This window comes from Marinobacter sp. BW6 (assembly GCF_008107725.1).
Lineage (GTDB): Bacteria > Pseudomonadota > Gammaproteobacteria > Pseudomonadales > Oleiphilaceae > Marinobacter.
In genome coordinates, this window is the sequence record NZ_VIRN01000037.1 from 490639 (window position 1) to 513739 (window position 23101).

17 protein-coding genes are annotated in these 23101 nt (G+C 55.5%); 7 read left to right on the forward strand and 10 right to left on the reverse strand.

Translation table 11 applies throughout. The features are described 5' to 3' along the window. The first annotated feature begins 5 nt into the window (after nucleotides 1-5). Together FMN52_RS03800 and FMN52_RS03805 are read left to right on the forward strand one after the other, a co-directional pair. Nucleotides 6-2474: a LamG domain-containing protein gene (locus FMN52_RS03800; protein WP_240339383.1), complete on the forward strand. Its 2469-nt coding sequence runs from the start codon at nucleotides 6-8 to the stop codon at nucleotides 2472-2474. A 12-nt stretch (nucleotides 2475-2486) separates the two neighbouring features. Continuing rightward, on the forward strand, nucleotides 2487-4046 hold the full coding sequence (locus FMN52_RS03805) for a general secretion pathway protein GspF (protein WP_148607375.1): 1560 nt from the start codon (nucleotides 2487-2489) through the stop codon (nucleotides 4044-4046). A 17-nt stretch (nucleotides 4047-4063) separates the two neighbouring features. Here FMN52_RS03805 and FMN52_RS03810 read toward each other — a convergent pair whose 3' ends face one another. Beyond that, nucleotides 4064-5059, reverse strand: coding sequence for an FAD:protein FMN transferase (locus tag FMN52_RS03810; RefSeq protein WP_240339384.1), 996 nt, complete (start codon nucleotides 5057-5059; stop codon nucleotides 4064-4066). A gap of 117 nt (nucleotides 5060-5176) precedes the next feature. Continuing rightward, nucleotides 5177-7324 (reverse strand): methyl-accepting chemotaxis protein, encoded by a 2148-nt coding sequence (locus tag FMN52_RS03815; protein ID WP_148607376.1) that lies wholly within the window; start codon nucleotides 7322-7324, stop codon nucleotides 5177-5179. Between the two features lie 444 nt (nucleotides 7325-7768). Here FMN52_RS03815 and FMN52_RS03820 point away from each other — a divergent pair, with 444 nt between their 5' ends. Next, on the forward strand, nucleotides 7769-9019 hold the full coding sequence (locus FMN52_RS03820; RefSeq protein WP_148607377.1) for a substrate-binding protein: 1251 nt from the start codon (nucleotides 7769-7771) through the stop codon (nucleotides 9017-9019). 109 nt (nucleotides 9020-9128) lie between these two features. Here the strand turns inward: FMN52_RS03820 and FMN52_RS03825 are convergent, their stop codons facing one another. From FMN52_RS03825 to FMN52_RS03850, 6 genes are all read right to left on the reverse strand, one after another. Then, nucleotides 9129-10871, reverse strand: coding sequence for an ABC transporter substrate-binding protein (locus FMN52_RS03825; RefSeq protein WP_148607378.1), 1743 nt, complete (start codon nucleotides 10869-10871; stop codon nucleotides 9129-9131). Nucleotides 10872-11091: 220 nt separating this feature from the next. Then, nucleotides 11092-11367, reverse strand: coding sequence for a DUF2160 domain-containing protein (locus FMN52_RS03830; RefSeq protein ID WP_148607379.1), 276 nt, complete (start codon nucleotides 11365-11367; stop codon nucleotides 11092-11094). A gap of 11 nt (nucleotides 11368-11378) precedes the next feature. Continuing rightward, nucleotides 11379-12185, reverse strand: a complete 807-nt coding sequence (locus tag FMN52_RS03835; protein WP_148607380.1) for a carbohydrate ABC transporter permease — start codon at nucleotides 12183-12185, stop codon at nucleotides 11379-11381. A gap of 10 nt (nucleotides 12186-12195) precedes the next feature. Next, a complete protein-coding gene (locus FMN52_RS03840) occupies nucleotides 12196-13062 on the reverse strand; it encodes a sugar ABC transporter permease (RefSeq protein ID WP_148607381.1) in 867 nt (288 codons plus the stop codon). Next, nucleotides 13062-14162, reverse strand: coding sequence for an ABC transporter ATP-binding protein (locus tag FMN52_RS03845; protein WP_148607382.1), 1101 nt, complete (start codon nucleotides 14160-14162; stop codon nucleotides 13062-13064). Before FMN52_RS03845 ends, FMN52_RS03840 begins: the two co-directional genes overlap by 1 nt. Then, the gene (locus FMN52_RS03850) at nucleotides 14162-15256 is read right to left on the reverse strand and encodes an ABC transporter ATP-binding protein (RefSeq protein WP_148607383.1); all 1095 of its coding nucleotides are present in this window, start codon (nucleotides 15254-15256) and stop codon (nucleotides 14162-14164) included. Before FMN52_RS03850 ends, FMN52_RS03845 begins: the two co-directional genes overlap by 1 nt. 334 nt (nucleotides 15257-15590) lie before the next feature. Between FMN52_RS03850 and FMN52_RS03855 the strand changes: the two genes are divergently transcribed. Then, nucleotides 15591-17462 carry a sigma-54-dependent Fis family transcriptional regulator gene (locus tag FMN52_RS03855; RefSeq protein WP_148607384.1) on the forward strand — a complete coding sequence of 624 codons (1872 nt, stop codon included), beginning with the start codon at nucleotides 15591-15593 and terminating at the stop codon, nucleotides 17460-17462. 27 nt (nucleotides 17463-17489) lie between these two features. Here FMN52_RS03855 and glpK read toward each other — a convergent pair whose 3' ends face one another. Further along, nucleotides 17490-18962 (reverse strand): glycerol kinase GlpK, encoded by a 1473-nt coding sequence (glpK, locus tag FMN52_RS03860; RefSeq protein WP_148607385.1) that lies wholly within the window; start codon nucleotides 18960-18962, stop codon nucleotides 17490-17492. 204 nt (nucleotides 18963-19166) lie between these two features. On the opposite strand from glpK, the gene FMN52_RS03865 reads away from it, so the two are divergent. Both FMN52_RS03865 and glpD read left to right on the forward strand, forming a co-directional pair. Beyond that, entirely contained in the window at nucleotides 19167-19925 is a 759-nt protein-coding gene (locus FMN52_RS03865; RefSeq protein WP_148607386.1) for a DeoR/GlpR family transcriptional regulator, read from the forward strand. A gap of 182 nt (nucleotides 19926-20107) precedes the next feature. Then, nucleotides 20108-21637: a glycerol-3-phosphate dehydrogenase gene (gene glpD / locus FMN52_RS03870; RefSeq protein WP_148607387.1), complete on the forward strand. Its 1530-nt coding sequence runs from the start codon at nucleotides 20108-20110 to the stop codon at nucleotides 21635-21637. 10 nt (nucleotides 21638-21647) lie between these two features. On the opposite strand, the gene FMN52_RS03875 is transcribed toward glpD, so the two are convergent. After that, nucleotides 21648-22256 (reverse strand): uracil-DNA glycosylase family protein, encoded by a 609-nt coding sequence (locus FMN52_RS03875; RefSeq protein WP_148607388.1) that lies wholly within the window; start codon nucleotides 22254-22256, stop codon nucleotides 21648-21650. Between the two features lie 92 nt (nucleotides 22257-22348). On the opposite strand from FMN52_RS03875, the gene FMN52_RS03880 reads away from it, so the two are divergent. After that, nucleotides 22349-23089, forward strand: a complete 741-nt coding sequence (locus tag FMN52_RS03880; RefSeq protein ID WP_148607389.1) for a nitroreductase family protein — start codon at nucleotides 22349-22351, stop codon at nucleotides 23087-23089. The last annotated feature ends 12 nt before the right edge of the window (nucleotides 23090-23101 follow it).

The window sequence follows — 23101 nt, forward strand, 5'->3', positions numbered from 1 at the left end:
TTCCAGTGAGCTCCCTCAAATCGCTCTTCGCAATGATTGCCTTGGCCTTCTTGCTGGCGGCCTGCGGTGGGGAATCTACTGAACAGCTGCCAAACACCAACCAGAGCTCCGGCACGGTTACCTACAACGGGCCGGCTCCTTCAACCGATGATGTAGCCAACTTCAAACGCAGTGTCTGGGACAATCTGGTGACCCAGGACAAATGCGGCGCTTGCCATGGCTCCAACGGTCAGGCACCAACATTCGTCAACGAGCAGGACGTCAACCTCGCTTATGCGCAGGCAAACTCCATTGTTAACCTGTCTGATCCGTCTCAGTCTGCGATGGTGACCAAGGTAGCCGGTGGCCACAATTGCTGGCTCACCAGTAATTCCGCCTGCGTCGATATCCTTACCACTTATATTTCCAACTGGGCTGGTGGCTCCGAAGGTTCAGCCAAAACCGTTGAACTTCGTGCCCCTACAATAAAGGATCCTGGCGCAACGCTGGCATTCCCAACGGATAGCTCCGATTTCTCAACCACCGTCTATCCGATCCTGACGACTTATTGCAGTGATTGTCATGCAGGCTCGGGGCCGGCCCCCTACCCCTTCGCAAGCCCGGATGCATCCACGGCATACAGCGAATCAAAAAGCCGGATCAATCTTGGAACGCCTTCGGCTTCAAGATTTGTTGAAAAGCTTCGCACGGAGTTGCATGGATGCTGGGACGACGACTGCGCCATGTCAGCCGACATGATGCAAATGGCAATCTCTGATTTTGCAGGGCTACAAGAGAGCGAGCCCGTTGATCCGGCAATGATTGCAAGCAAGGCACTCAACCTCCAGGCAGACGGCCTGCTGGCAAATTCAGGCGGCCGCTTTGAAGACAATGTGATTGCGCTTTATGAATTCAAATCCGGTGAAGGCCAGACTGCCTTTGATACCAGCGGCGTGTCGCCTGCGCTGGATCTGACCCTGAGCGGAAATGTCGACTGGGTTGGCGGCTGGGGCATCGACCTTGGCCCGGCAGGAGAAAACGAGCAAGGTTTCATGATCCCGGCCGGCAAGGCCCAGGGCAGCACTACCGCCAGCCGAAAGCTCCACACTCTGCTCACCGCCTCCGGCGAATACAGCATCGAGGCCTGGGTCGCCCCGGGCAACATCACCCAGGAAGATGCCCGCATTGTGACCTACTCGGGCTCATCCACCGCCCGCAACGTCACTCTCAGCCAGTCACTCCAGCGTTACGAAGTGCTGCATCGCAGCACCACCAGCGACGAGAACATGCCCTTCGCGACCCAGGACGCCGACATGCTCTTGCAGGCAACTCTGCAACACGTTGTGGTGAACTACACCCCGGCGACGGGACGCCAGATATTTGTTAACGGTGTTCCGACCGGCGACATCGACCCGGACGACGGTGGGCTGTTAACAGAATGGGACGATAGCTTCGCCCTGGTACTGGGCAACGAGACCGATGGCAACTCGCCGTGGCAGGGTGCGATCCGCATGGTCGCCATCCACAATCGTTCGCTGACACCTGAACAGGTCCAGGCCAACTTCGAAGTGGGCGTTGGCCAGAAATTCTATCTCCTGTTCGGAGTCTCTCACCTGATCGACGTGCCCCAGAGTTTCATCGTGTTCGAAGTCAGCCAGTTCGACAGCTACGCCTACAGATTCACGAGTCCGTTCTTCATCAGCCTGGATGAGTCCGCCGAACCGTCAAATATACGACTTCAGGGCATGCGACTGGGCATCAATGGCAAGGAAGCGACTGTCGGACAAGCCTGGGCCAACCTGGACGTTGTTCTGGACAGTGACAGCTACGAACCCGGTGTTGGTCAAGCCCTCTCCTCTCTGGGCACCATCATCGCCCTGGAAAACGGGCCGGAAAACGATGAGTTCTTCCTGACGTTCGACCAGCTGGGCGGCAACAGCTTTGCTCGCTCCGAGCCGTCCCTGCCTCCACAGCCGGAACCGGCCGATTTGGAGCCGTCATCGGAGATTGGTCTGAAGACCTTTGACGAGATCAACGAGTCCATGTCGCGGATGACCGGCGTTGCCACAACCAACCCTGCTGTATTCGACACCTACACCACCGTGAAGCAGCAGTTGCCAACGGTGGAGACTATCCAGGGTTTCCTGTCCTCCCACCAGATGGCGGTTACCCAGATGGCCATCCAATATTGCGATGCGCTCGTTTCCAGCGGGCAACTGAGGGCTGAGATGTTCCCGGGATTCGATTTCTCCGCGCCGGCCAGCAGCGCATTTGATCACGGTGGCAAGAGCCTGGTTACCGGGCCATTACTATCCCGGTTCGTGGGCAGCAATCTGGCATCACAGCCCGGCGATAGCGCAATCACAACGGAACTCAGCGAGCTAATGGACAGACTGACCAGCTGCAGTGCAGATTGCGAGCCCGACCGCACAGAAACGGTCGTTAAGGCAAGCTGCGCGGCTGTACTTGGCAGCGCCACCACCCTGGTTCAGTAAAGGAAGCCGATCATGTTTATACGAAAATCCCGTAAAAAGCCTCTGGCCAACGGCAGCCCACTGCTCCACGACGATCACGGCAAACCAAGGACCCGACGCGAGTTTATCTCCCAGGGTCTGATGGCAGGCTCCGCTACCGTTTTCGGTGCCTCCCTGTTCAGTCTGTTCGGCAACCCGCGCATGGCCTCCGCCGCGCTTTCGTCAGATCTGGAAACGCTGAAGGAAAGCTGCGGTATAGCCGTCCAGGGGGCAGGCAAGATTCCGTTCATCTGCTTTGACCTGGCGGGCGGCGCCAACATTGCCGGCTCCAATGTGCTGATGGGTAAATCCGGCGGGCAAATGGACTTCCTGAGCACCGCGGGCTACAACAAACTTGGCCTACCGGGTGACATGCTGCCCAACGACCCGGCGTTTGTGAACACCGAGCTGGGCCTGGCGTTTCATTCCGACAGTGCCTTCCTGCGCGGGATCCTGCAGAGCACCAGCGCTGGCACCCGGGCGGCAACCGATGGCGCCATTATTGCGGCTCGTTCGGAAAACGACACCGGCAATAACCCCCATAACCCGATGTATGGCATTCATCGCGCAGGTGCCGACGGATCCCTGCTCTCTCTTGTCGGCTCCCAGAGTTCGGAATCCGGCGGTAACTCGCTGGCACCTATGAACCTGATTAATCCGGAGGTTCGCCCCACCAAGATTGACCGGCCATCGGACGTGACTGGTCTGGTGGACGTGGGCGATCTTATTGGTATTCTGGATCAATCCGACGCAGTAGCCGTCATGGAATCTATCCAGCGGATCAGTGACGCCAAGATGAACCAGGTGAACACCGGCATTTCCACCGACGATGTGGTCAAGGATCTGGTCCGCTGCGGCTATATCAAGAGCGCAGACCTGGCCGACCGGTTCGGCAATCCGGCGGAGCTGGATCCAGAACTGGATCTCGAAATCGTCGGGCCTACCGGCATCTTCAGCCGCGATGAGTTCAACAACAACCGCGAGTTCCGCAAGACTGCCTCCGTAATGAAGCTCGTGCTGAACGGCTACGCCGGCGCGGGCACTGTCACCATGGGTGGTTACGACTACCACACGGGTGAGCGCGGAACCGGCGAACGTCGTGATGAACAGGCGGGCCGCTGTATGGGTGCCTGTCTGGAATACGCGGCCCGGGTGGGCATGCCATTGATGCTCTATGTGTTCAGCGACGGCTCCGTGTCGAGCAACGGCCGGATTGACGATTCCATGGACGGGCGCGGAAAGGGCGAGTGGACTGGCGACAACCAGCAAACCGCCGCCTCTTTCTTCATGGTTTACAACCCGGCTGGTCGCCCTGCCCCGATTCGCAGGCAGATCGGCTTCATGCGCTCTGACGCGTCGGTGGAAACCGCATCCAGCCCGGCGGCCAACAACGTAAATCAGCTGGTCCAGACGGTATTGCTTAACTATATGGCATTACACGGTGAACAAAACCAGTTCGGCACCCGCTTCAACGGCCATGGACTCGGCAACGGTACCTCCCAGGACAGCCTGATTGCGTTTTCCAATGTGGTAAACGGTACGATCACCGGGTGATCAATCTCGTTCCGCCCCTAGTCTGATTTGGGCGGAACGAGCCCCTCTGACACGTGCATCATGCGCTGATCGTCGATAACCACAACATCAATACCCGGCAAACGCTCGATCATCTCCAGCCCTTTCTCAGGTCCGAGAACAAACACGGCTGTAGAGAGGCCGTCGGTTGTCAACGCGTCCTCGCCAATAATTGTCACGCTCTGGACGCCCTGCACCGATTTGCCGGTTTCGGGAGACAGGATGTGGTGGACCCGGTCGCCCGCTTCATCCACGAAAAACCGCTCGTAATCCCCGGAGGTAGACACCGCCACGTCCTCGAGCGGCAGAACCACCGCGTTGCGCCCTTCCGAACGGGGATCCCGGATACCCACATACCAAGGGCGTCCCCGCTTGTCGCCCAGGAGCCGCATGTCGCCTCCTGCACTGAGCCGGGCATGGCGTATGCCAAGGCTGACAAGGCGCTCGATTCCCAGGTCAACGGCATAGCCCTTGGCAATACCGCCCAGATCCACCCGGATCCCTGCCTGGCGGTACTCGACGGTTTGCGCGTCCTGATCAAGGATCACGTCGCGGAAATTCACCCGAGGCAAACCTGACCGAAGCTCTTCATCCGTGGGCTTTTTCCCCGCTCTGAAGTCATAAAGGTAACCCACAGAGCCAAAGGTGACGTCAAAGGCGCCATTGCTGAGCATCGACACCTCCTGCGCCTTATCAAGCACCTCGAACAGGCTCGCGCTGACGGCGACGGGGCCACTGGCGGCGTTGCGGTTCAGCCGGGAGACTTCCGAGTCTTCCCGGTAGCGGCTCATCTGCTCATCGACCTGATGAAAAACCGCCAGCACCTCTTTCCCGACCTGATCCGCCAGATCCCTGTTCTCTGCCCAGAACTCCAGTTCGATAGGCGTGGTCATGGCGGTATCGGAAAAGCTGTACCATTCTGCGCTGGCCGTCAGAGGCCAGAACATGGATCCGGCGAAGGCGAGCACGCAATTGACTCCAAGTTTCAGAAACATGAAATTACCCGCTTCCTCACCACCAACTGCATCAGCACACCTCCCTCAACTGGCGGCCAAACCGGCCACCTCGGGAGAAGTGTATCCAGACGCCATCAGGAAACCAAATGGCTGGGATCAGACAACCTCTTCTGTTACCTGGAACTGCCCGGTCAATCTCTGCAACTTATTTGCAGAAGCCTGGGTACGCTCGGAACTCAGCACCAACTGATCAATAACTGAACTCATCACTGAAGCGCTCTCGGCCACACCTGAGGTCTGCAAACTCTGACGTTGATTGGTTTCTTCGATACCGTCGATGGCTTTGAAAAGCTTTTCGACCATATGGTGCAAGGCTGAGTTGTCATCAACCGCAGCCTCCGCCTTTCGAAGACGTTCTTCCATCTCCGACATACCTTCTTCCATGGTGACAACGGCTCTGCGGGTTTCCTCCTGAACGCGGTCAAGCCGTTCCCCGATTTCGTTCGTGGCCTGGGCAGTTCTGCTGGCAAGTTTCCTTACTTCGTCTGCCACAACCGCAAATCCTTTGCCGGATTCACCTGCCCGTGCCGCTTCAATCGCCGCATTCAGAGCTAGGAGGTTGGTCTGCGCGGCAATATCATTTATCACCGAAGCCGTTTTCGCTATCTCGTCTGTCCGATCATTCGCCGCACGAATACCCTCCGCCGAGCGACTAATAACGGCTCGAATACTCTGGGTTTCCTGACTCACGCGTTGAAACTGAGCCCTGGCACGCTCAACGACTTCATCCATTCCTGAACGCATTTCATGGGCGGTGGTCGATGCATTCCGGATTTCATTCTCCTGTCGATTTGCGCCTTGCAACATTTCATCAATGTGGGAGACCACATCACGGATTCTGTGGTCAGCAGCTCGATTCTGCTCCATCAGGTGGTCGCTCGCCTGGCGGGAATCCGAAGCCAAAGTGATCACCTGTCCGACCATGCCATCGAGACTGTCAATGAAACTGTTGATCCATCGAGCAAGGTCACCGGTTTCGTCCCTGCGCATCCGGGAGAGGTCCATGCGTTGCCTCAGGTTTCCGCCGCCCTCAGCAATGTTGCGAATAACTTCCGCCATGGCACTGAGCCTATCAGAGACCGGACGCACCGCAGACACTCGGAACATCCACACCAGACCAAGGGCGACTCCGGCGTTGGCAAGCCCCTCAAGCCACAGCGGAACACCGGTCCAGGCCATCGCAAAGTTGACCGCCCAAAGCACAGCGACAAAAAGAGCAAACCGCATCGACAGCCGGTAGGACAAAGACCTTCGGCGATACACTTCTTCAAGATCACCCTCACACATCATGCCCCAGAGATCGGGCGAACCAGGCAAGCGAAAGGTGAGCCCTTTTCCGATTACCGGGATATGGCGATAGTCTGAGTAGCCCGGATATTTGATATACAGGTTCTCGCCTTTCGCAATGGTCTCCCGAACTCCCGGATGTAGCTCGCCCGTGGCTGGGTCCGTAAAACGGATCTCAAACTCGGTATGTTCGCGCACACCCACGGTTCCAAAGCCGGTCCGGATACCGTCTTTCAGATTATCGCCATGGCTGAAGGTGGCGTCCTCAAATCGTGACCGCGATAACGCCGTTCCGGGCAAAATGGCTCGATCAAAATGACTTTCGATCATGAAAATGTAGTTATCACCCGATTCCTCAAAAACGTGCCCCGCCTCACGCTGGATCAGATCACTCATTACATCGTTTGGTATTCTCGCGCACAGAGCTCCGGGCGCTCCATTGCCGAGACTGAGAGGCTGATAGAACATCAGGGTTACCGCGTCATGGAAGCGGGATGTAGTTGCGCCGAGACGAAGTGTCACCGGATCTTTATAAGGCCCGTGCAAAAGTCGGTTCCTGACCCCTTCAATCACCGCTGCCTGCGGAAGATCGTTCGCACCCTGGCGACTACCAGCGCTTGATTCGATCACTGTCCCGTTTTCATCAATCAGGAAAAGCTCAGAAATTTCCCGCAAACGTGCCGCTGATGCCGAAATAATATCTCGAGTAGTCGCCTCATCTTGGGCCGATATCCGGCTCGCCATTGACTCCAGGAACGCCCACTTGTGCTCCGCCCAGGAAATCAATGCATCCCGACGGGTTCTGGCGATGCTTTCGAAAATCTGCTCGTTGGCTGCGTACATGTCGCGGTTGAGAAAACAGGACCAGCCCATTGCCAGCTTACCGGTTGGACCGAATACGGGTAGCCAGCCGCGTTCCACCGAAGTGAGATTCATTGATGTACTTTTGAGTGTCATAGAGCGCTCCTCTAAACGGTACTACCCGAACACACGCAAGAGTTAGCATGCGAACGGACCGAGAAAGAAGCGAAAGCAAACTTCAGGCCCGCTTTAACGCAAAGGGACCTCTTGTTCTTCCAGCGCCATCAGCAGGGCGACACGTCGGCCCCAGAAAACGACGCCCCAATGATGGGCGTTCCGATCTATTTTTGAGCGGGCCGGTTTCCAATTTGGTGCATTTGATTACGAACAGTTCATACGAGTCGCACCGGAAGCAACCTGATTCACAGCAGTTGGCGGTCTTGACATGCGTCACCAATCTACAATTCGTTACCCAAAATTCCACTTTAGTCCCATTGTTGGCGCCATACTCTGCGCTGACACTAGCTCTGCGTAATCAATAATCAAAAAAAGATTCGCAGCCCCTCCCCCGCGGCGCTGCAATTCCGGAGGCCAACCTGAATGAACGTCAGAAAAGTACTCTTTTCTGCTTGCCTGCTGTTGCTGGCGAGCACCACTGTCTATGCCGAAACCCTGAAAATTGGACTTAACTATCCGCAAACCGGTCGTTACAAGGACCAGGGCCTGCAACAGCGTCTGGGCGCCTTCCTGGCCGTTGATGAAATCAATAAAGCCGGCGGTGTCATGGGCCGGCAGCTGGAACTGGTGATCAGGAATACCCGTGGGGAACCGGCCCAGGGCGCAGAAAACACCGCAGAGCTTATCGACCGTGAAGGCGTCCAGATGGTGTTCGGCGGTGTCTCTAGCGCCGTTGCCATTGCCTCTGGCAAAGCTGCTCGGGATCGCAACCGAATCTACTTCGGCACGCTCACCTACTCGAACGCCACCACCGGCGCCGAAGGGCATTCGCACATGTTCCGGGAGCCCTACAACGCCTGGATGACCGCAAAGGCGCTCAGCCAGTATCTGACCACCAATCATGCGGAGGACGACTACTTCTACATTACAGCCGACTACACCTGGGGCTGGTCTGTGGAGGAGTCTGTTCGCAAGTTCTCGGGAACCGAAGACACCGACCGCCATCAAGGCGTCAAAACGCCTTTCCCCCGGGCGCTGATTACCGATTTCAGGGAAGCGCTGGAGCAGGCAGACGCCAGTAATGCCAAGGTTCTGATGATGGTTCTGTTCGGCGACGACATGGTGCGAGCGCTGAACGTTGCCTACGAGATGGGCCTTACCAAGAAAATGCAGATTGTTGTGCCCAATCTCACCCTCGGTATGGCTCGCCAGGTGGGCCCCACCATTATGGAAGGCGTTATCGGTGGCTCGCCCTGGGTATGGAACGTGCCCTATGAACTGAGCTACCCGAGAGGAAAAGAATTTGTCGAGGCCTTTTCAAAGCGTTATGAAATGCGGCCATCAACCGCTGCAGCCTCTGCCTACAGCATTGTTTACCAATACAAGGATGCCGTCGAGCGAACTGGCACCACCAATACCGCCAGCCTGATCGAAGCCCTGGAGGGACACAGGTACACCTTCCTGAAGGACGAGCAATACTGGCGGGAATTCGATCACCAGAATGTCCAGACGGTGTATGTGGTCAAGGTGAAACCACGCAATACAATCATTGCGGACGAATACAGCTCCGATTATTTCAGCATCATCGATTCTATGCCCGGCGATCAGGCCGCCCAGACTCGGGAAGAATGGGAACAGCGCCGCAGGGAGGCTGGCAAGCCAACCCGGCTTTAGGCTTTAGGCTTTAGGTTACGCCAATGCCTCGGGCGGTTATCGAAGCCTACCTGCCGCAACTGGAGGGTCCTTTTGCGGCAGGCAATGCGCTTCAGGAAATCAGCCCGCCTTAGCGCGCCTGTTCCCAAGTTTTCAGTAGCTCGTCGTAGGCAACGGTCTTGCCCTGCGGTTTCTCGTTTGCCAGCTTCGGCTTGGGCGCGCCCGGCTGGTCCAGCCAGTACTGCGGATCACGGGGCTCGTTCAGCTTCGGACCACAGGTCGGCTGAACATTTGCGCGTTCAAGGCGTTCCATGACCCGATCCTGAGCCTGGGCCAGACCGTCCAGAGCTTCCTGGGGAGTGGCTTCACCACTGGCAGCCTGGGCAATATATTGCCACCAGAGCTGGGCCAGCTTTGGATAATCCGGGACGTTGGTGCCGGTCGGGGACCATTGCACACGGGCCGGGCTGCGATAGAACTCAACCAGGCCGCCGAGCTTCGGCGCCATTTCGGTCATCGCATCCGATTCGATATCGGACTCGCGGATCGGAGTCAGTCCAGCTATGGTTTTCTCCAGGGACACCGTCTTGGCCACGGTGAACTGGGCATAGAGCCATGCGGCAAGGCGACGCTTCTCGGGCGTTGAATTGAGGAACGTCCAGGAGCCCACGTCCTGATAGCCAAGCTTCATACCTTCTTCCCAGTACGGACCACGGGGAGACGGCGCCATACGCCACTTGGGCGTTCCGTCTTCGTTAACCACTGGCAGCCCATCCTTGATCATGCTCGCGGTGAACGCGGTGTACCAGAAGATCTGCTGAGCAACGTTACCCTGCGCAGGAACAGGCCCGGCTTCGGAAAAGGTCATCCCCTGAGCTTCTGGGGGCGCGTACTCACGCAGCCAATCCACGTATTTTGTGGTGGCATAGACAGCGGCGGGTCCATTGGTTGCACCGCCACGGCTGACGCTGGCACCAACCGGATGACATTCCTCAACGCGGATACCCCACTCGTCAACCGGCAGACCGTTCGGCAAGCCCTTGTCACCGGCACCGGCCATAGAGAACCAGGCATCGGTAAAACGCCAGCCCAGAGATGGGTCTTTCTTGCCGTAGTCCATGTGACCGTAAACCCGCTCACCGTCAATTTCCTTCACGTGTACCGAAAAGAACTCGGCAATGTCTTCGTAGGCCGACCAGTTAACAGGCACGCCCAGATCGTAGCCGTAGATCTCCTTGAACTGCTTTTGTAGATCTTCCCGCTCAAACCAGTCCGCGCGGAACCAGTACAGGTTGGCAAACTGCTGTGAAGGCAGCTGGTAGAGCTTGCCATCTGGTCCGGTCGTAAAGTCGAGTCCGATGAAATCTTCGAGATCCAGGGTAGGCAGAGTGAGATCTTTACCGGCACCGTTCATGATGTCCTCAACGGCCACTACCTTTCCATAGCGGAAATGAGTGCCAATCAGATCTGAATCGTTCACGTAGCCATCGTAGATGTTACGCCCGGACTGCATCTGGGTCTGGAGTTTTTCGATGACATCGCCTTCTTGAATAAGCGTATGCGTCAGGTTTATCCCGGTAATTTCAGAAAACGCCTTGGCCAGAACATTGGACTCGTATTCATGGGTCGCTATGGTTTCGGAAACCACGTTGATGTCCATGCCCCGGAACTGCTCAGCGGCTTTGATGAACCACTCCATTTCTTTGAGCTGCTCTTCCTTGCTCAGAGTAGAGTTCTTGAACGCTTCATTAACCCACTTCTCAGCCGCTTCACTGTACTGATCGGCGCTGACATGCAGGCTCAAACCCATGCAGGCGACACCAACGGCGGCGCTAAGCAACAGAGTCCTCGGATATTTATTGTTGTTGAACATATCCAACCTCGTTCGTCTTTTATGAATGGAACGAAACAGCCCGGTTTCGTTTCCGCAGTTATAGCGCTCTGGTCGCTATTCGTTTCGCCGGAATCGATCGTGATCGATTCCGATCATTGACACAAAAATAATTCGCTTTCGAAATCCTTACAAGTAAGAAAAGAGAATTTATAGCCCCGAATGTTCGAATAAGCAACATAACGAACATCCGGATTCAGGTTCATCCCCAGCGCAACAACACCAGCGACCAGCCCACTGAAACGGCCAGCGCAACCCATAGGCTGATGTCGCTAACAGCCAGGAAAGTCAGATGTATATATGCAGCCGATAACAATCCAATAAACAACCTGTCACCCCGGGTGGTGGCAATCGGCAGAAAGCCCTTTCTCTCGGTGCACGGGGAGACAATCTCGAAAACTGTCATTACCGCCAGAATTCCCGCAATCACTGCAAAGAAGATGGCCACGGTCGGCGTCCAGTTCATCCAGGCAATCATAAAATGTCTCCTTAAACGCGTCCGAGGGCGAAACCTTTGGCAACGTGGTTACGAACGAACCAGATCACCAGCAGGCCGGGAATAATGGTGAGCGAACCGGCAGCCGCCAGAACCCCCCAGTCGATACCGCTCGCCCCTATCGTTCGGGTCATGATTGCCCCGATCGGCTGAGCATCCACGGAGGTCAGCGTCCGGGCCAACAGCAGCTCAACCCAGGAGAACATGAAGGCAAAGAACGCCGTTACCCCGATTCCGGAGCGAATCATCGGCAGGAACACCTTCACGAAGAATTTGGGAAAACTGTATCCGTCAATATAGGCCATTTCGTCATACTCGCGGGGTACGCCCGACATGAAACCTTCCAGAATCCAGACAGCCAGGGGCACATTAAACAGGCAGTGAGCCAGCGCCACTGCAATGTGGGTGTCAAATAGTCCAATTGACGAATAAAGCTGGAAGAAAGGCAGCAGAAACACCGCCGGCGGCGCCATCCGGTTACTTAGCAGCCAGAAGAAGAGGTGTTTGTCGCCCAGGAACTTGTAGCGGCTGAATGCATAGGCCGCAGGCAACGCCACAAGCAACGTGATAATCACGTTCATGGACACGTAAATCATCGAGTTGATGTAGCCGTTGTACCAACTTGGATCGGTAAAGATCACGGCATAGTTATCCAGGGTAAAATTCTGGGGCCACAGGGTAAGTCCCCCGAGAATTTCCTGATTGGTCTTGAACGACATGTTCAGCAACCAGTAGATCGGTGTCAGGAGCAACAGAATGAACAGCGTAATCCCGACATTTTTTGAACGTGTCTGCCTCATCACACTCTCCTTATTTTTCTTTGTCGGCGTGCGTAATGGCGGTAAAGAAGACCCATGAAATCAGCAATACAATAAGGAAGTAGATCAACGAGAACGCGGCCGCGCGCCCCAGATCAAACTGCCCGATTGCCATGGTCGTCAGGGTCTGGCTCAGAAAGGTGGTGGAGCTGCCAGGGCCGCCACCGGTGAGCACGAAAGGCTCAATGTAGATCATGAAGCTGTCCATGAAACGCAGCAGCACCGCGATGATCAGAACACTTTTGAGCCTCGGGAGCTGGATATACCGGAACACCGCCCATTTCGAGGCGCGATCAATTTCCGCCGCCTGGTAGAAAGCTTCCGGAATTGCCCGCAACCCTGAATAGCAGAGCAAGGCAACCAGCGGCGTCCAGTGCCAGACATCCATCAACAGAACCGTCAGCCACGCATCAACTGTGTCGCCAGTGTAGTTGTAATCAATCCCCAACTGATTGATGCCCCAGCCGAACAGACCGATGTCGCCACGGGCGAAGATCTGCCAGATAGTGCCAACCACGTTCCAGGGAATCAGCAGCGGGATGGCCAGCAGAATCAGGCAGAGCGAGCCTTTGATGCCGGATTTTGGCATCATCAGGGCAACACCGATTCCCAGAGGTATCTGGATCAGAAGTACCGCACCAGAAAACAGGAACTGGCGAATCAGGGAATCCTGCAGGCGCTCGTCGGTCAGCACCTCCCTGAACCATTCTGTGCCTACGTAGAACGCCTGGCCCGGACCGAAAATATCCTGGACCGAGTAATTCACCACGGTCATCAGCGGAATCAGCGCCGAGAAGGCAACGAGCAAAAATACTGGCAGCACCAGCCACCAAGCTTTGTTGTTCTGTACCTTTTGCATCACTGTTGCTCCTGTACCAGGAATTCATCCACATAGAGCTTCAGCCATTGCTTCGGGAACGAGAGATGAACACCCCTACCAACGGCTGCGGAAAACTCCTCGCTCTGTCGGACTTTCATTTTTTCGTGATCAAGCAGAACGGTAACGATCTTATAGGTACCCAAATCCTCAACATCCAGCACCTCGGCCTCGAAGGTGTCGTCCGAGGCAACAGATGACACTTCCACGAACTCCGGACGGATTCCGATCTTGATATTGGTGGATTTGGTCCTCTGCAGGACATCAACCTGCCAGGGTTCGAGTGCCACAACCGTGCCTCCAAAACACACACCCCTGGGGCACCGCTGCACCTCGATGAGGTTCATGCCTGGGCTGCCGATGAAAAATCCCACAAAGGTGTGGTTGGGCTGCTCGAACAACTCGGTTGGAGTGCCAAACTGGACAATCTGACCGCCGTACATCACCGCAATCTTGTCGGCAAAGGTAGAGGCCTCAAGTTGGTCGTGGGTGACATACACCATGGTAATGTCGAACTGCTCATGGATCTGCTTGAGCTTGCGGCGCAGCTTCCATTTGAGTTGCGGGTCGATCACCGTAAGAGGCTCATCGAAAAGAATCGCCGAAACGTCTTCCCGAACCAGGCCACGTCCCATGGAGACCTTCTGCTTTTCATCCGCTGTCAGGTTCTTTGCCTTCTTGTAGAGCTTGTCTTCAATTTCCAGGACTTCAGCAATCTCATGCACACGGGCTTTGATCTTGGAGGCTGGCACTTTGTTGTTCTTTAGGGGAAACGCAAGGTTATCGAACACCGTCATGGAGTCGTAAATAACCGGAAACTGGAAAACCTGAGCAATGTTCCGATCTCGCGGCGACAGTTCGTTGACACGCTTACCGTCGAACAGGACATCTCCCTCGGAGGGCTGAACCAGGCCGGAAATAATATTTAGCATGGTGCTCTTGCCACACCCGGACGGACCCAGCAATGCGTACGCCCCGCCTTTATGCCAGACATGGTCAAGCTGACGGATGGCGTAGTCTTCGGGCCCCTCAGGCATCTCGCTGTAACTGTGGGCGAGTGATTTCAATTGAATTTCAGCCATCAGACAGACCCTCCTGAAACCTGGGGCGGGGTAAACACCAGTTGCTCGTTGTTATCGAAAACGAACAGTTTATTGATCGGCAGGTACACTTTGATCGGTGCACCTGTGTGGTACTGATGCACGCCCATCAACTGCAACACCATTTCAAAGTGACTGTTCTCGACGTGCATGAAGGTTTCTGAGCCACTGATCTCGCTCAGCTCCACTTCCATGGACATTTCCAGATCATCTTCGCTGGTCGGGACGAGACCGATATGGCTGGGGCGTATCCCGAACCAGTAATCGCCCGGCTGAAGCTTCGCCAGCTCTTGCGTCAGCGCGTGATGGGAGTATTCGTCGAAGGTCACCTCAGTTTCGGAAACCCGGCCACGAATCATGTTCATCGGGGGTTCACTGAACAACTGTGCAGCAAGAGTGTTCACAGGGGCGCGATAGACATCCATGACCGGGCCGGTTTGAACTACCCGCCCCTCATGCAGCAAAGTGGTTGTGCCGCCGAGTGCGAGGGCTTCATTGGCCTCCGTGGTAGCGTAAACCGCAATGCACTGACGCTCACGGAACAGATCCCGGAGTTCCGCCCGGAGCTCTTCACGGAGCTTGTAGTCGAGGTTGACCAGGGGTTCATCAAAAAGCACCAGGGTGGCATCTTTCACCAGCGCCCGAGCCATGGCGGTTCGCTGCTGCTGACCTCCTGAAAGTTCCAGCGGGTAGCGTTTGAGCAGCGGATCAATCCGGAGCATCGACGCAGTTTCCTTTACCCGCCGGTCAATCTCGGACTCGGCCATCTTCGCCAGCCGCAGCGGCGAGGCAATGTTTTCATAGACGGTCAGATTGGGGTAATTGATGAACTGCTGATAGATCATTGAAATATTGCGGCTCTGCACGCTCTGCCCTGTAACGTCCTTACCGTTGAAGATCAGACGGCCGGTATCGGGCCTGTCCAGCCCGGCCATCACTCTCATCAGCGAGGTTTTTCCGGCCAGTGTCCGGCCGAGCAGAACGTTAAAGGAGCCTGCCTCAAAGGTGAGGTTGGCATCCCGGATGTAGTCGACACCGTCGACCTCACGGGAGAGATTCTCCAGCGTTAAGGACATAGGCTTTCCTTTTTGTTCTTGTGGAAACGGACTCCAGGCCGGTTTGCTCCAACCTCGGAAATTCGATTTCGAATATCTGCAGGCAAACCCTATACCAGTTTACGCATATTTACAGGTGCAATTATCTAACCATTTGTTATATTGAGCTTTTATATACTCCCCGTATTTCCTATCCGAAAACCGAAATGTTCGTTTAGCAATACTATGTTCAGATTGCACATTGACGTGAACAGCATTTGCACAGATGATTGAGCAACTCATTTCAGACCTTTGGCTGAGTTAACTACTCGAATCGTCAACCATAGACAACAAACGAAACACTAAGTGAGGCCTGATGAGAAAAAACGAATATTCGGATCACCGAAGTGTTATTGCCGATTCCTGGAACCGTTGCATTGCATGGGGCCTTGACCATGATGATCAGCCGGCACCGTTGATGCCGGAATCTGCCCGGCTGGAAGAAATAGAACGCCAGTACAGCGAGTTGCTTTCGGTAACCGAAGCGGAAGTTCTGCCTTATTACCGAAACGTGCTCGCCAACAGCCGTTGCCTCATTCTGCTCGCCGATCAACACGCAACGGTACTGAACAGCTGGGGCGATGAGCGCATCACCGAAACCCGCCTTAAACCCTGGTTCCAGACCGGAACAAACTGGCAGGAGCAGAATTGCGGAACCAACGCCATCGGCACTTCAATTGCCGTTGGTGCACCCGTTCAGATTCAACGAAACGAACATTTCCTGAAAACGAATCGAAGTATCATTAGCTCTGCGGCGCCGATCTTCGATGCCCACAGGCAAATTGTCGGGGTTCTGAGCGTGTTCAGTGACGCCTACCTGCCTCAGGCGCACACCCTCGGCATGGTTCGGCTGCTTTCTCAATCCGTGGAAAACCGGCTTATCAATCGTCAGTTCGGCCCAGATCATTTCCAGATCACTCTTAATACAACGGCGGACAACTTTGATAGTCCCTGGTCCGGCATCCTGGTATGTGATGATTCCGGTCGGGTGATTGCGAGCAACCAGCGGGCAGACCAATTGCTGGGAACAAATACCGTCGAGGGCCGCCTGGATCAGCTGTTTACCGGCCATCGGAATCACATTCTGGGCCATCCCGAAACGGAAACCCTGCAACTGACAACCCGCAGCAAGGTTCGTCTCAGTGCCCGGATCAAACGCCCCACCAGAGTCATCAGCAAGTCGGAGCAGGCGCCGTTGCTCGGGGATGTCAGCCAATCCGGTCAGTTGCTGGATATCGACAAACTCGAGTACGGTGATTCGGCAGTGAAGCGCTGCGCCACTCAGAGCTTCAAGGTACTGCAGCGCGGTGTGCCGGTACTGATAACTGGCGAGACAGGGGTCGGCAAGGAAGTTCTTGTCAAGGCACTTCATCGTGCCTCCCACCGCAGGGATCAGCCACTGGTCGCGGTGAACTGCGCGGCCATTCCCCCGGAACTGGTCGAATCGGAACTGTTCGGTTACGAAGCGGGCGCCTTTACCGGCGCCAGGGCACAGGGCTCGCTGGGTTTTATCCGAAAAGCCCACAAGGGCATCCTGTTTCTTGATGAAATTGGCGAAATGCCTCTTTCGGCACAATCCCGCCTACTGCGGGTGCTTCAGGAACGGGCTGTTACCCCGGTTGGTTCCACCGACAGCGTACCTGTCGATATTCTGCTGGTTACCGCGACCAACCGCCCACTGGCCTCTCACATTGAGAACGGCCATTTCCGAGCAGATCTTTACTACCGGATCAACGGACTATGCACCGAACTCCCGGCACTTCGAAACCGGGCCGATAGGTTGGCTCTGATAAAGAACCTCTATTCCCAGCACCGGGATCCCGGGCAGTCAGAGCAACTGTCTCCCAAAGTCCTTTCGGCTCTGGACCAACACCCATGGCCAGGCAACATCCGTCAGCTGGTGAACGTGTTGCGGGTGGCTATCGCGATAGCCGATGGGGAGGACGTGGAGATCTGGCATCTGCCGGAAGACTTTCTTGCGGAATTCGAAGCCGCCTCCGGCGATGAAAGCGATCCGAATACTCCTGAGCCGGGTGTCGGGGGCGTTAAGGTGGAGCCGGGAGATACACTCACCAGAACACTGCAGGTTTACCGCAAGTGCACGGGCAACGTGTCACAGGCCGCGAGAGAACTGGCCATCAGCCGTAATACGCTGTACAAGCGTCTGCGGGAACTGGGCGTTCGCTGAAACCCCGTTGCCGTAGGAATCCTCCTATCAGAGCTTCTGTACCGCCTGAATCCAGCCATCGTAGAGCTTGTCCCGGTGCTCTTTCGGCATAATGGGCTCAAAGTTCCGGTCGCACCGCCATAGTTCCGAAAGTTCATCAAGAGAGCTATAGACGCCGGCTTCCAGGCCGGCCAAGTAGGCGGCGCCCAGAGCGGTGGTTTCAACCAGCGACGGCCGATCCACCCGGGCACCAAGAATGTCAGCGAGGAACTGGAGAACCCAGTTGTTTGCCACCATACCACCGTCAACCCTGAGGTTGACCGGGCGAATCCCATCCTTTTCCATGGCCTTTTGTAAGTCCTTGGTCTGGTAGCAAACGGATTGTAGGCCCGCAGTGACGATCTCCTTTATGCCAGTATCCCGGGTGAGACCGAATATGGCCCCTCTTGCATTGGGGTCCCAATAGGGTGCGCCGAGCCCGGTAAATGCCGGCACCAGATAAACTCCGTGGTCAACCGGTGTGCCCTCGGCCAATGGCTCTGTTTCGCAGGCATTCCGGATAAGCTGAAGGCCATCCCGTAGCCATTGAATGGTGGCACCGGCGATGAAGATACTGCCTTCGAGGGCGTAGGTAGGCTTGCCCTTTATCCGATAAGCCACCGTCGTGAGCAGTCGGTGCTTCGACTGTAAAGCCTTATCGCCAGTATTCAGCATCAGGAAGCAGCCGGTGCCGTAGGTACTTTTTGCCATACCGATGCCAAAGCAGGTCTGGCCAAAAAGAGCTGCCTGCTGATCGCCAGCAACACCAAGCACCGAGATACCGTTCAATGCTCCACCCTCGGTGATCTGTCCGAACTGATCGGCAGAATCCATCACCTCCGGTAACAGCGATTCGGGAATACCGAAAAGCTCCAGAAGCTCCGAATCCCATTTCTGGTTGTGGATGTTGAACAGCAATGTGCGACTGGCATTGGTTGCGTCAGTTCGATGCTCACGGCCACCGGTCAGGCGCCACAACAAAAAGCTGTCAATGGTTCCGAACGCCAACTCACCGCGCTCTGCCCTCTCCCGCACGCCCGCTATATTTTCAAGGATCCAGCGAATCTTGGTGGCAGAGAAATAGGGGTCAATCAAAAGCCCTGTCTTGTTATTAACCCATGGTTCAAGCCCTTCACTTTTCAGGGACTCGCAGTAGGAGGCGGTTCGTCTGTCCTGCCAGACGATGGCGTTATATACCGGCTTTCCGGTTTTACGATCCCAGATCACCGTGGTTTCGCGCTGGTTGGTAATGCCGACTGCAACCACTTCATCGCCGTCAACACATTCCTCGACCATGACTGCGTCGCAGGTCTGCTGAACCGATGACCAGATGTCCTCCGGGTTGTGCTCAACCCAACCACTGGACGGGAAATGCTGGGGAAACTCTTGCTGTCGAGTAGCGTGGATGTTGCCCTGCAGGTCAAAGAGTATGGCTCGGGAACTGGTGGTTCCCTGATCAATGGAAAGTACGTACTGACTCATATTACTTTCGACCTCGCTTTCTTATTTTTTCGTATTTTTACTTTTTTGAACATAAATGCCAAGCGGCTTTAACGGAAAGCGCACATGTTACCGCCCATTTATTCCAAAAAGCTGCATAACCCGCTGAAAACCACTAAACTTTGACCGAATTTTCGGGCGCACAGTATTTCGCATTAGAAAAATGACAAAGCGGAGGAAGTTTTAATGGCACAGCGTCGCCGACAGGACCTGATTATGGAGCTGATCCAGCAGAACGGTTTCGTCACAACCGAACAGCTGGTAGACCAATTCAAGGTAACGCCCCAGACCATCCGCCGAGACCTGAACGAACTCGCGAATCAGAAAAAGCTCCGCAGACACCATGGCGGAGCTGGCATCGATTCCAGCACGGTCAACACAGCCTACCAAGCCCGAAAAATCATGGACCTTGAGGCCAAGGAACGAATCGCCGAAGAACTGGTGGAGTTGATTCCGGACAACTCCTCCATGTTTATTAATATCGGCACCACCACCGAGACGATTGCCAAGGCCCTGCTGGTGAAAAACAACCTGCAGATCGTCACCAACAACCTCCATGTGGCATCCATTCTCTCGGCGAAAGAGGATTTCCACGTGATCATTGCGGGTGGGGAAGTACGCAACCGTGATGGCGGGATAGTTGGTGAGGCCACGCGGGACTTCATCAATCAGTTCAAGATGGACTTTGGCATCATTGGCATTAGCGGTATTCACAACGATGGCTCCCTGCTGGACTTTGATTACCGTGAAGTCCGCGTCGCCCAGGCAATCATTGCCAACTCCAACCAGGTCCTTCTTGCGGCCGACCACTCCAAGTTCGGACGCAATGCCATGGTCCGTCTGGGCAGCATCTCCCAGGCTGACCATGTATTTACGGACCAGCAACCTCCCGCGGAAATCCGTCAACTACTGACCGAACACAACGTACAACTCCATATCGTCTGATCGCTCTTCGTTTGCCTTTCTAACCGAAAGTGCGAACGCCCCAAAGTTTTCGTTTTTTTTCTGTTTTTTCCTTTACGAATATCTTTGCCTTTCGCATAATAGAGTCATATCCCATATCGAACATCGAAAAGTGCGCATGGCAACAAAGCGTCTTTTCCATTGGCGTCAGGAGATGACCGACAATGACTACGGAGTACGATCAGTTTGACGTTGTTGTCATTGGCGGCGGAGTCAACGGCACAGGCATTGCCATGGACGCCGCGGGGCGAGGCCTCAAGGTCCTGCTCTGCGAAATGAATGACTTGGCGTCAGCCACCTCATCGAGCAGCAGCAAGCTGATACATGGCGGGCTCAGGTACCTGGAACACTATGAATTCCGGCTGGTCCGGGAGGCCCTGGCCGAACGTGAATCCCTGCTTCGTAATTCACCCCATATTATGTGGCCAATGCGTTTTCGACTGCCGCACCGCCCTCACCTGCGGCCAGCCTGGATGATTCGCACCGGCCTCTTTCTCTATGACCATCTGGCAAAACGGGAAATCCTTCCGGGCTCCCGCTCGATCAAATTTGATGAGAAGGATCCTCTGAAGCCCGATATCACTAAAGGCTTTGAATACTCGGACGGCTGGGTAGACGATGCCCGTCTCGTGGTTCTGACCGCAAAGAAAGCACAGCAGTTTGGCGCACAGATACTGACCCGCACCAAATGCGTCAAGGCAGAACAGGGCTCAAAGGAATGGAAGGTCACACTTCGTGACATGACCAACGAAACCGACAAAACGGTATCGGCGAAGGCTATTGTGAATGCCTCTGGCCCCTGGGTAAGCAAACTGTTCGGTGAGACTCTTTCAATGCCGGCGCCCAAGATGATTCGCATGGTGAAAGGCAGTCATATTGTGGTACCACGCATGAACAAGGGCACCGAGGCCTATATCCTTCAGAACGAGGACGAGCGGATCGTTTTCGTCATTCCCTACGAGGACGAATTCTCACTGGTGGGCACCACCGACGTGGATTACGAAGGCGACCCGAAAAAAGCAAAGATTTCGCCCGAGGAAACCGACTACCTGCTGAACATCGTGAACTCTCACTTCAAGCGGCAACTGGAGCCTTCGGATGTTGTCTGGTCCTACTCCGGTGTCCGTCCCCTGATGGACGATGAGCAGGAGAATGCCCAGAAAGCGTCACGGGACTACTCCTTCGAGGTCAATAGTGAAAAAGGCAAGGCGCCGCTGATTTCGGTATTCGGAGGCAAGATCACCACCTATCGCAAACTGGCCGAAGCCGCCACAGACAAGCTTTGCCAGTTCTTTCCGGAGGCCGGCGGGCGCTGGACCAAGACTGGCGTTTTACCGGGCGGAGACTTTGCCAATCATGAGGCACTGGAAGAAACCCTCAGACGTGATTTTCCCTGGCTCTCCGAGAAGGTGATCAGTCGCTACGTTCGTACCTACGGCACAACCAGCTACGACATTCTCCGGGATTGCCACTCAATGGACGATCTGGGCATACATTTCGCCGGGACTCTGTATCAGCGGGAAGTTGAGCACCTGATAAAGAACGAATGGGCGATGACCTCGGAGGATATTCTCTGGCGTCGCACTAAACAGGGACTTTATTCGAGCGGCGCAGATGTGGAAGCATTGGACCGCTACCTGATGAAAAGCGCTTGTTCGGACACTCGCAAGACTGCGCTCCATCACGGCGCCTGAACCCCTCCGGTTACTGTTGCTCCGGCCCAAGAAGCCGGGCAACTCTTTGTTGCAACTGGGGCACCACCTCGTCCTCGAACCATGGGTTCCGACGCAGCCAGAGGTTATTTCTTGGGCTGGGGTGAGGCATTGGCACCATCTCTGGCCAATACTTCTGCCAATGCTCAACATTGGCCGTTACAGATTTACGACAGTCCGGCAGATGCCAGCTATGCGCATACTGCCCGATAACAAGAGTCAGACCTATGTCTGGCAGACGATCCAAGAGGAGATTGCGCCAAGCTGGCGCGCACTCCGGCCGCGGCGGAAGATCTCCGGACTTACCGGTACCCGGATAGCAAAACCCCATGGGCAGGATGGCGAGCTTCTGCTCGTCATAGAAGGTATCCCGGGTAAGCCCCATCCATTGTCGAAGTCGATCGCCACTCGGATCGTTGAAAGGCAATCCGGTTTCATGTACGCGCTTGCCCGGTGCCTGCCCGACCACCAGGATTCTGGCGCTTTCAGATATCTGTATGACCGGCCTCGGCCCGCGTGGAAGAACGTCGGCGCAAATCGTACACGCACGCACGCGTCTAACCAGGTCGTCGAGGGGAAGCCGGGAAAGATCCTCGGTCATGAGCGTTCCGTCATCAGGGTGATTGCATGTACCCGCATTTCCCGTAACGATAGAGGCACAATCACGACACAACAAGTCTCGAAGGACACATCATGAATGCGAAAGCAGGCTCTCTCCCGCTGCCGGAAATCGATATCGAAGAGTTCCGGAAAGTCGTTCGTACGCGCCGCTCGATCAGGCGCTTCACCGATGAGCCGATTCCCGACGCGGTGCTTGAGGATTGTTTGGAGCTGGCAACCCTCGCTCCGAATTCCAGCAACCTTCAGCCCTGGGAATTTTTTGTTGTCCGCACTCCTGAGCTGAGGGCGAAGCTTGCCAACGCCTGCCTTGGCCAGAATGCAGCAAAAACTGCCGCCGCGCTGATCGTGGTGGTTGCCAGACCGGATAGTTGGCGCGCTCATGCTCGGCAAGCCCTTGAGGACTGGCCGGAAGAAAAACTGCCGCCAATTGTTGAAAAGTACTATCGCAAAGTCGCCCTGATTCATTACAACCAGGGCCCCTTCGGTATTCTGGGTTTAGCGAAGAAAGCGGCAGGCCTTGCGGTGGGAATCACCCGGCCTGTGCCCCGCGGCCCCTACTCCAACTGCGAGATGAAAATCTGGGCCACCAAATCCACAGCCCTGGCAGCCCAGAATCTGATGCTCGCGCTCCGGGCCCATGGCTATGACTCTTGCCCCATGGAGGGTTTTGACGAGCACCGGGTGAAGAAACTGCTCAACCTGCCCGGGAAGGGGCTGGTGACCATGGTATTGGCAGCCGGCCGACGGGCAGAAAACGGCGTGTATAACCGCCAGTACCGCTTTGATCAGAGCCAACTGGTGCATTATCTCTAATCAGGCTTCGGT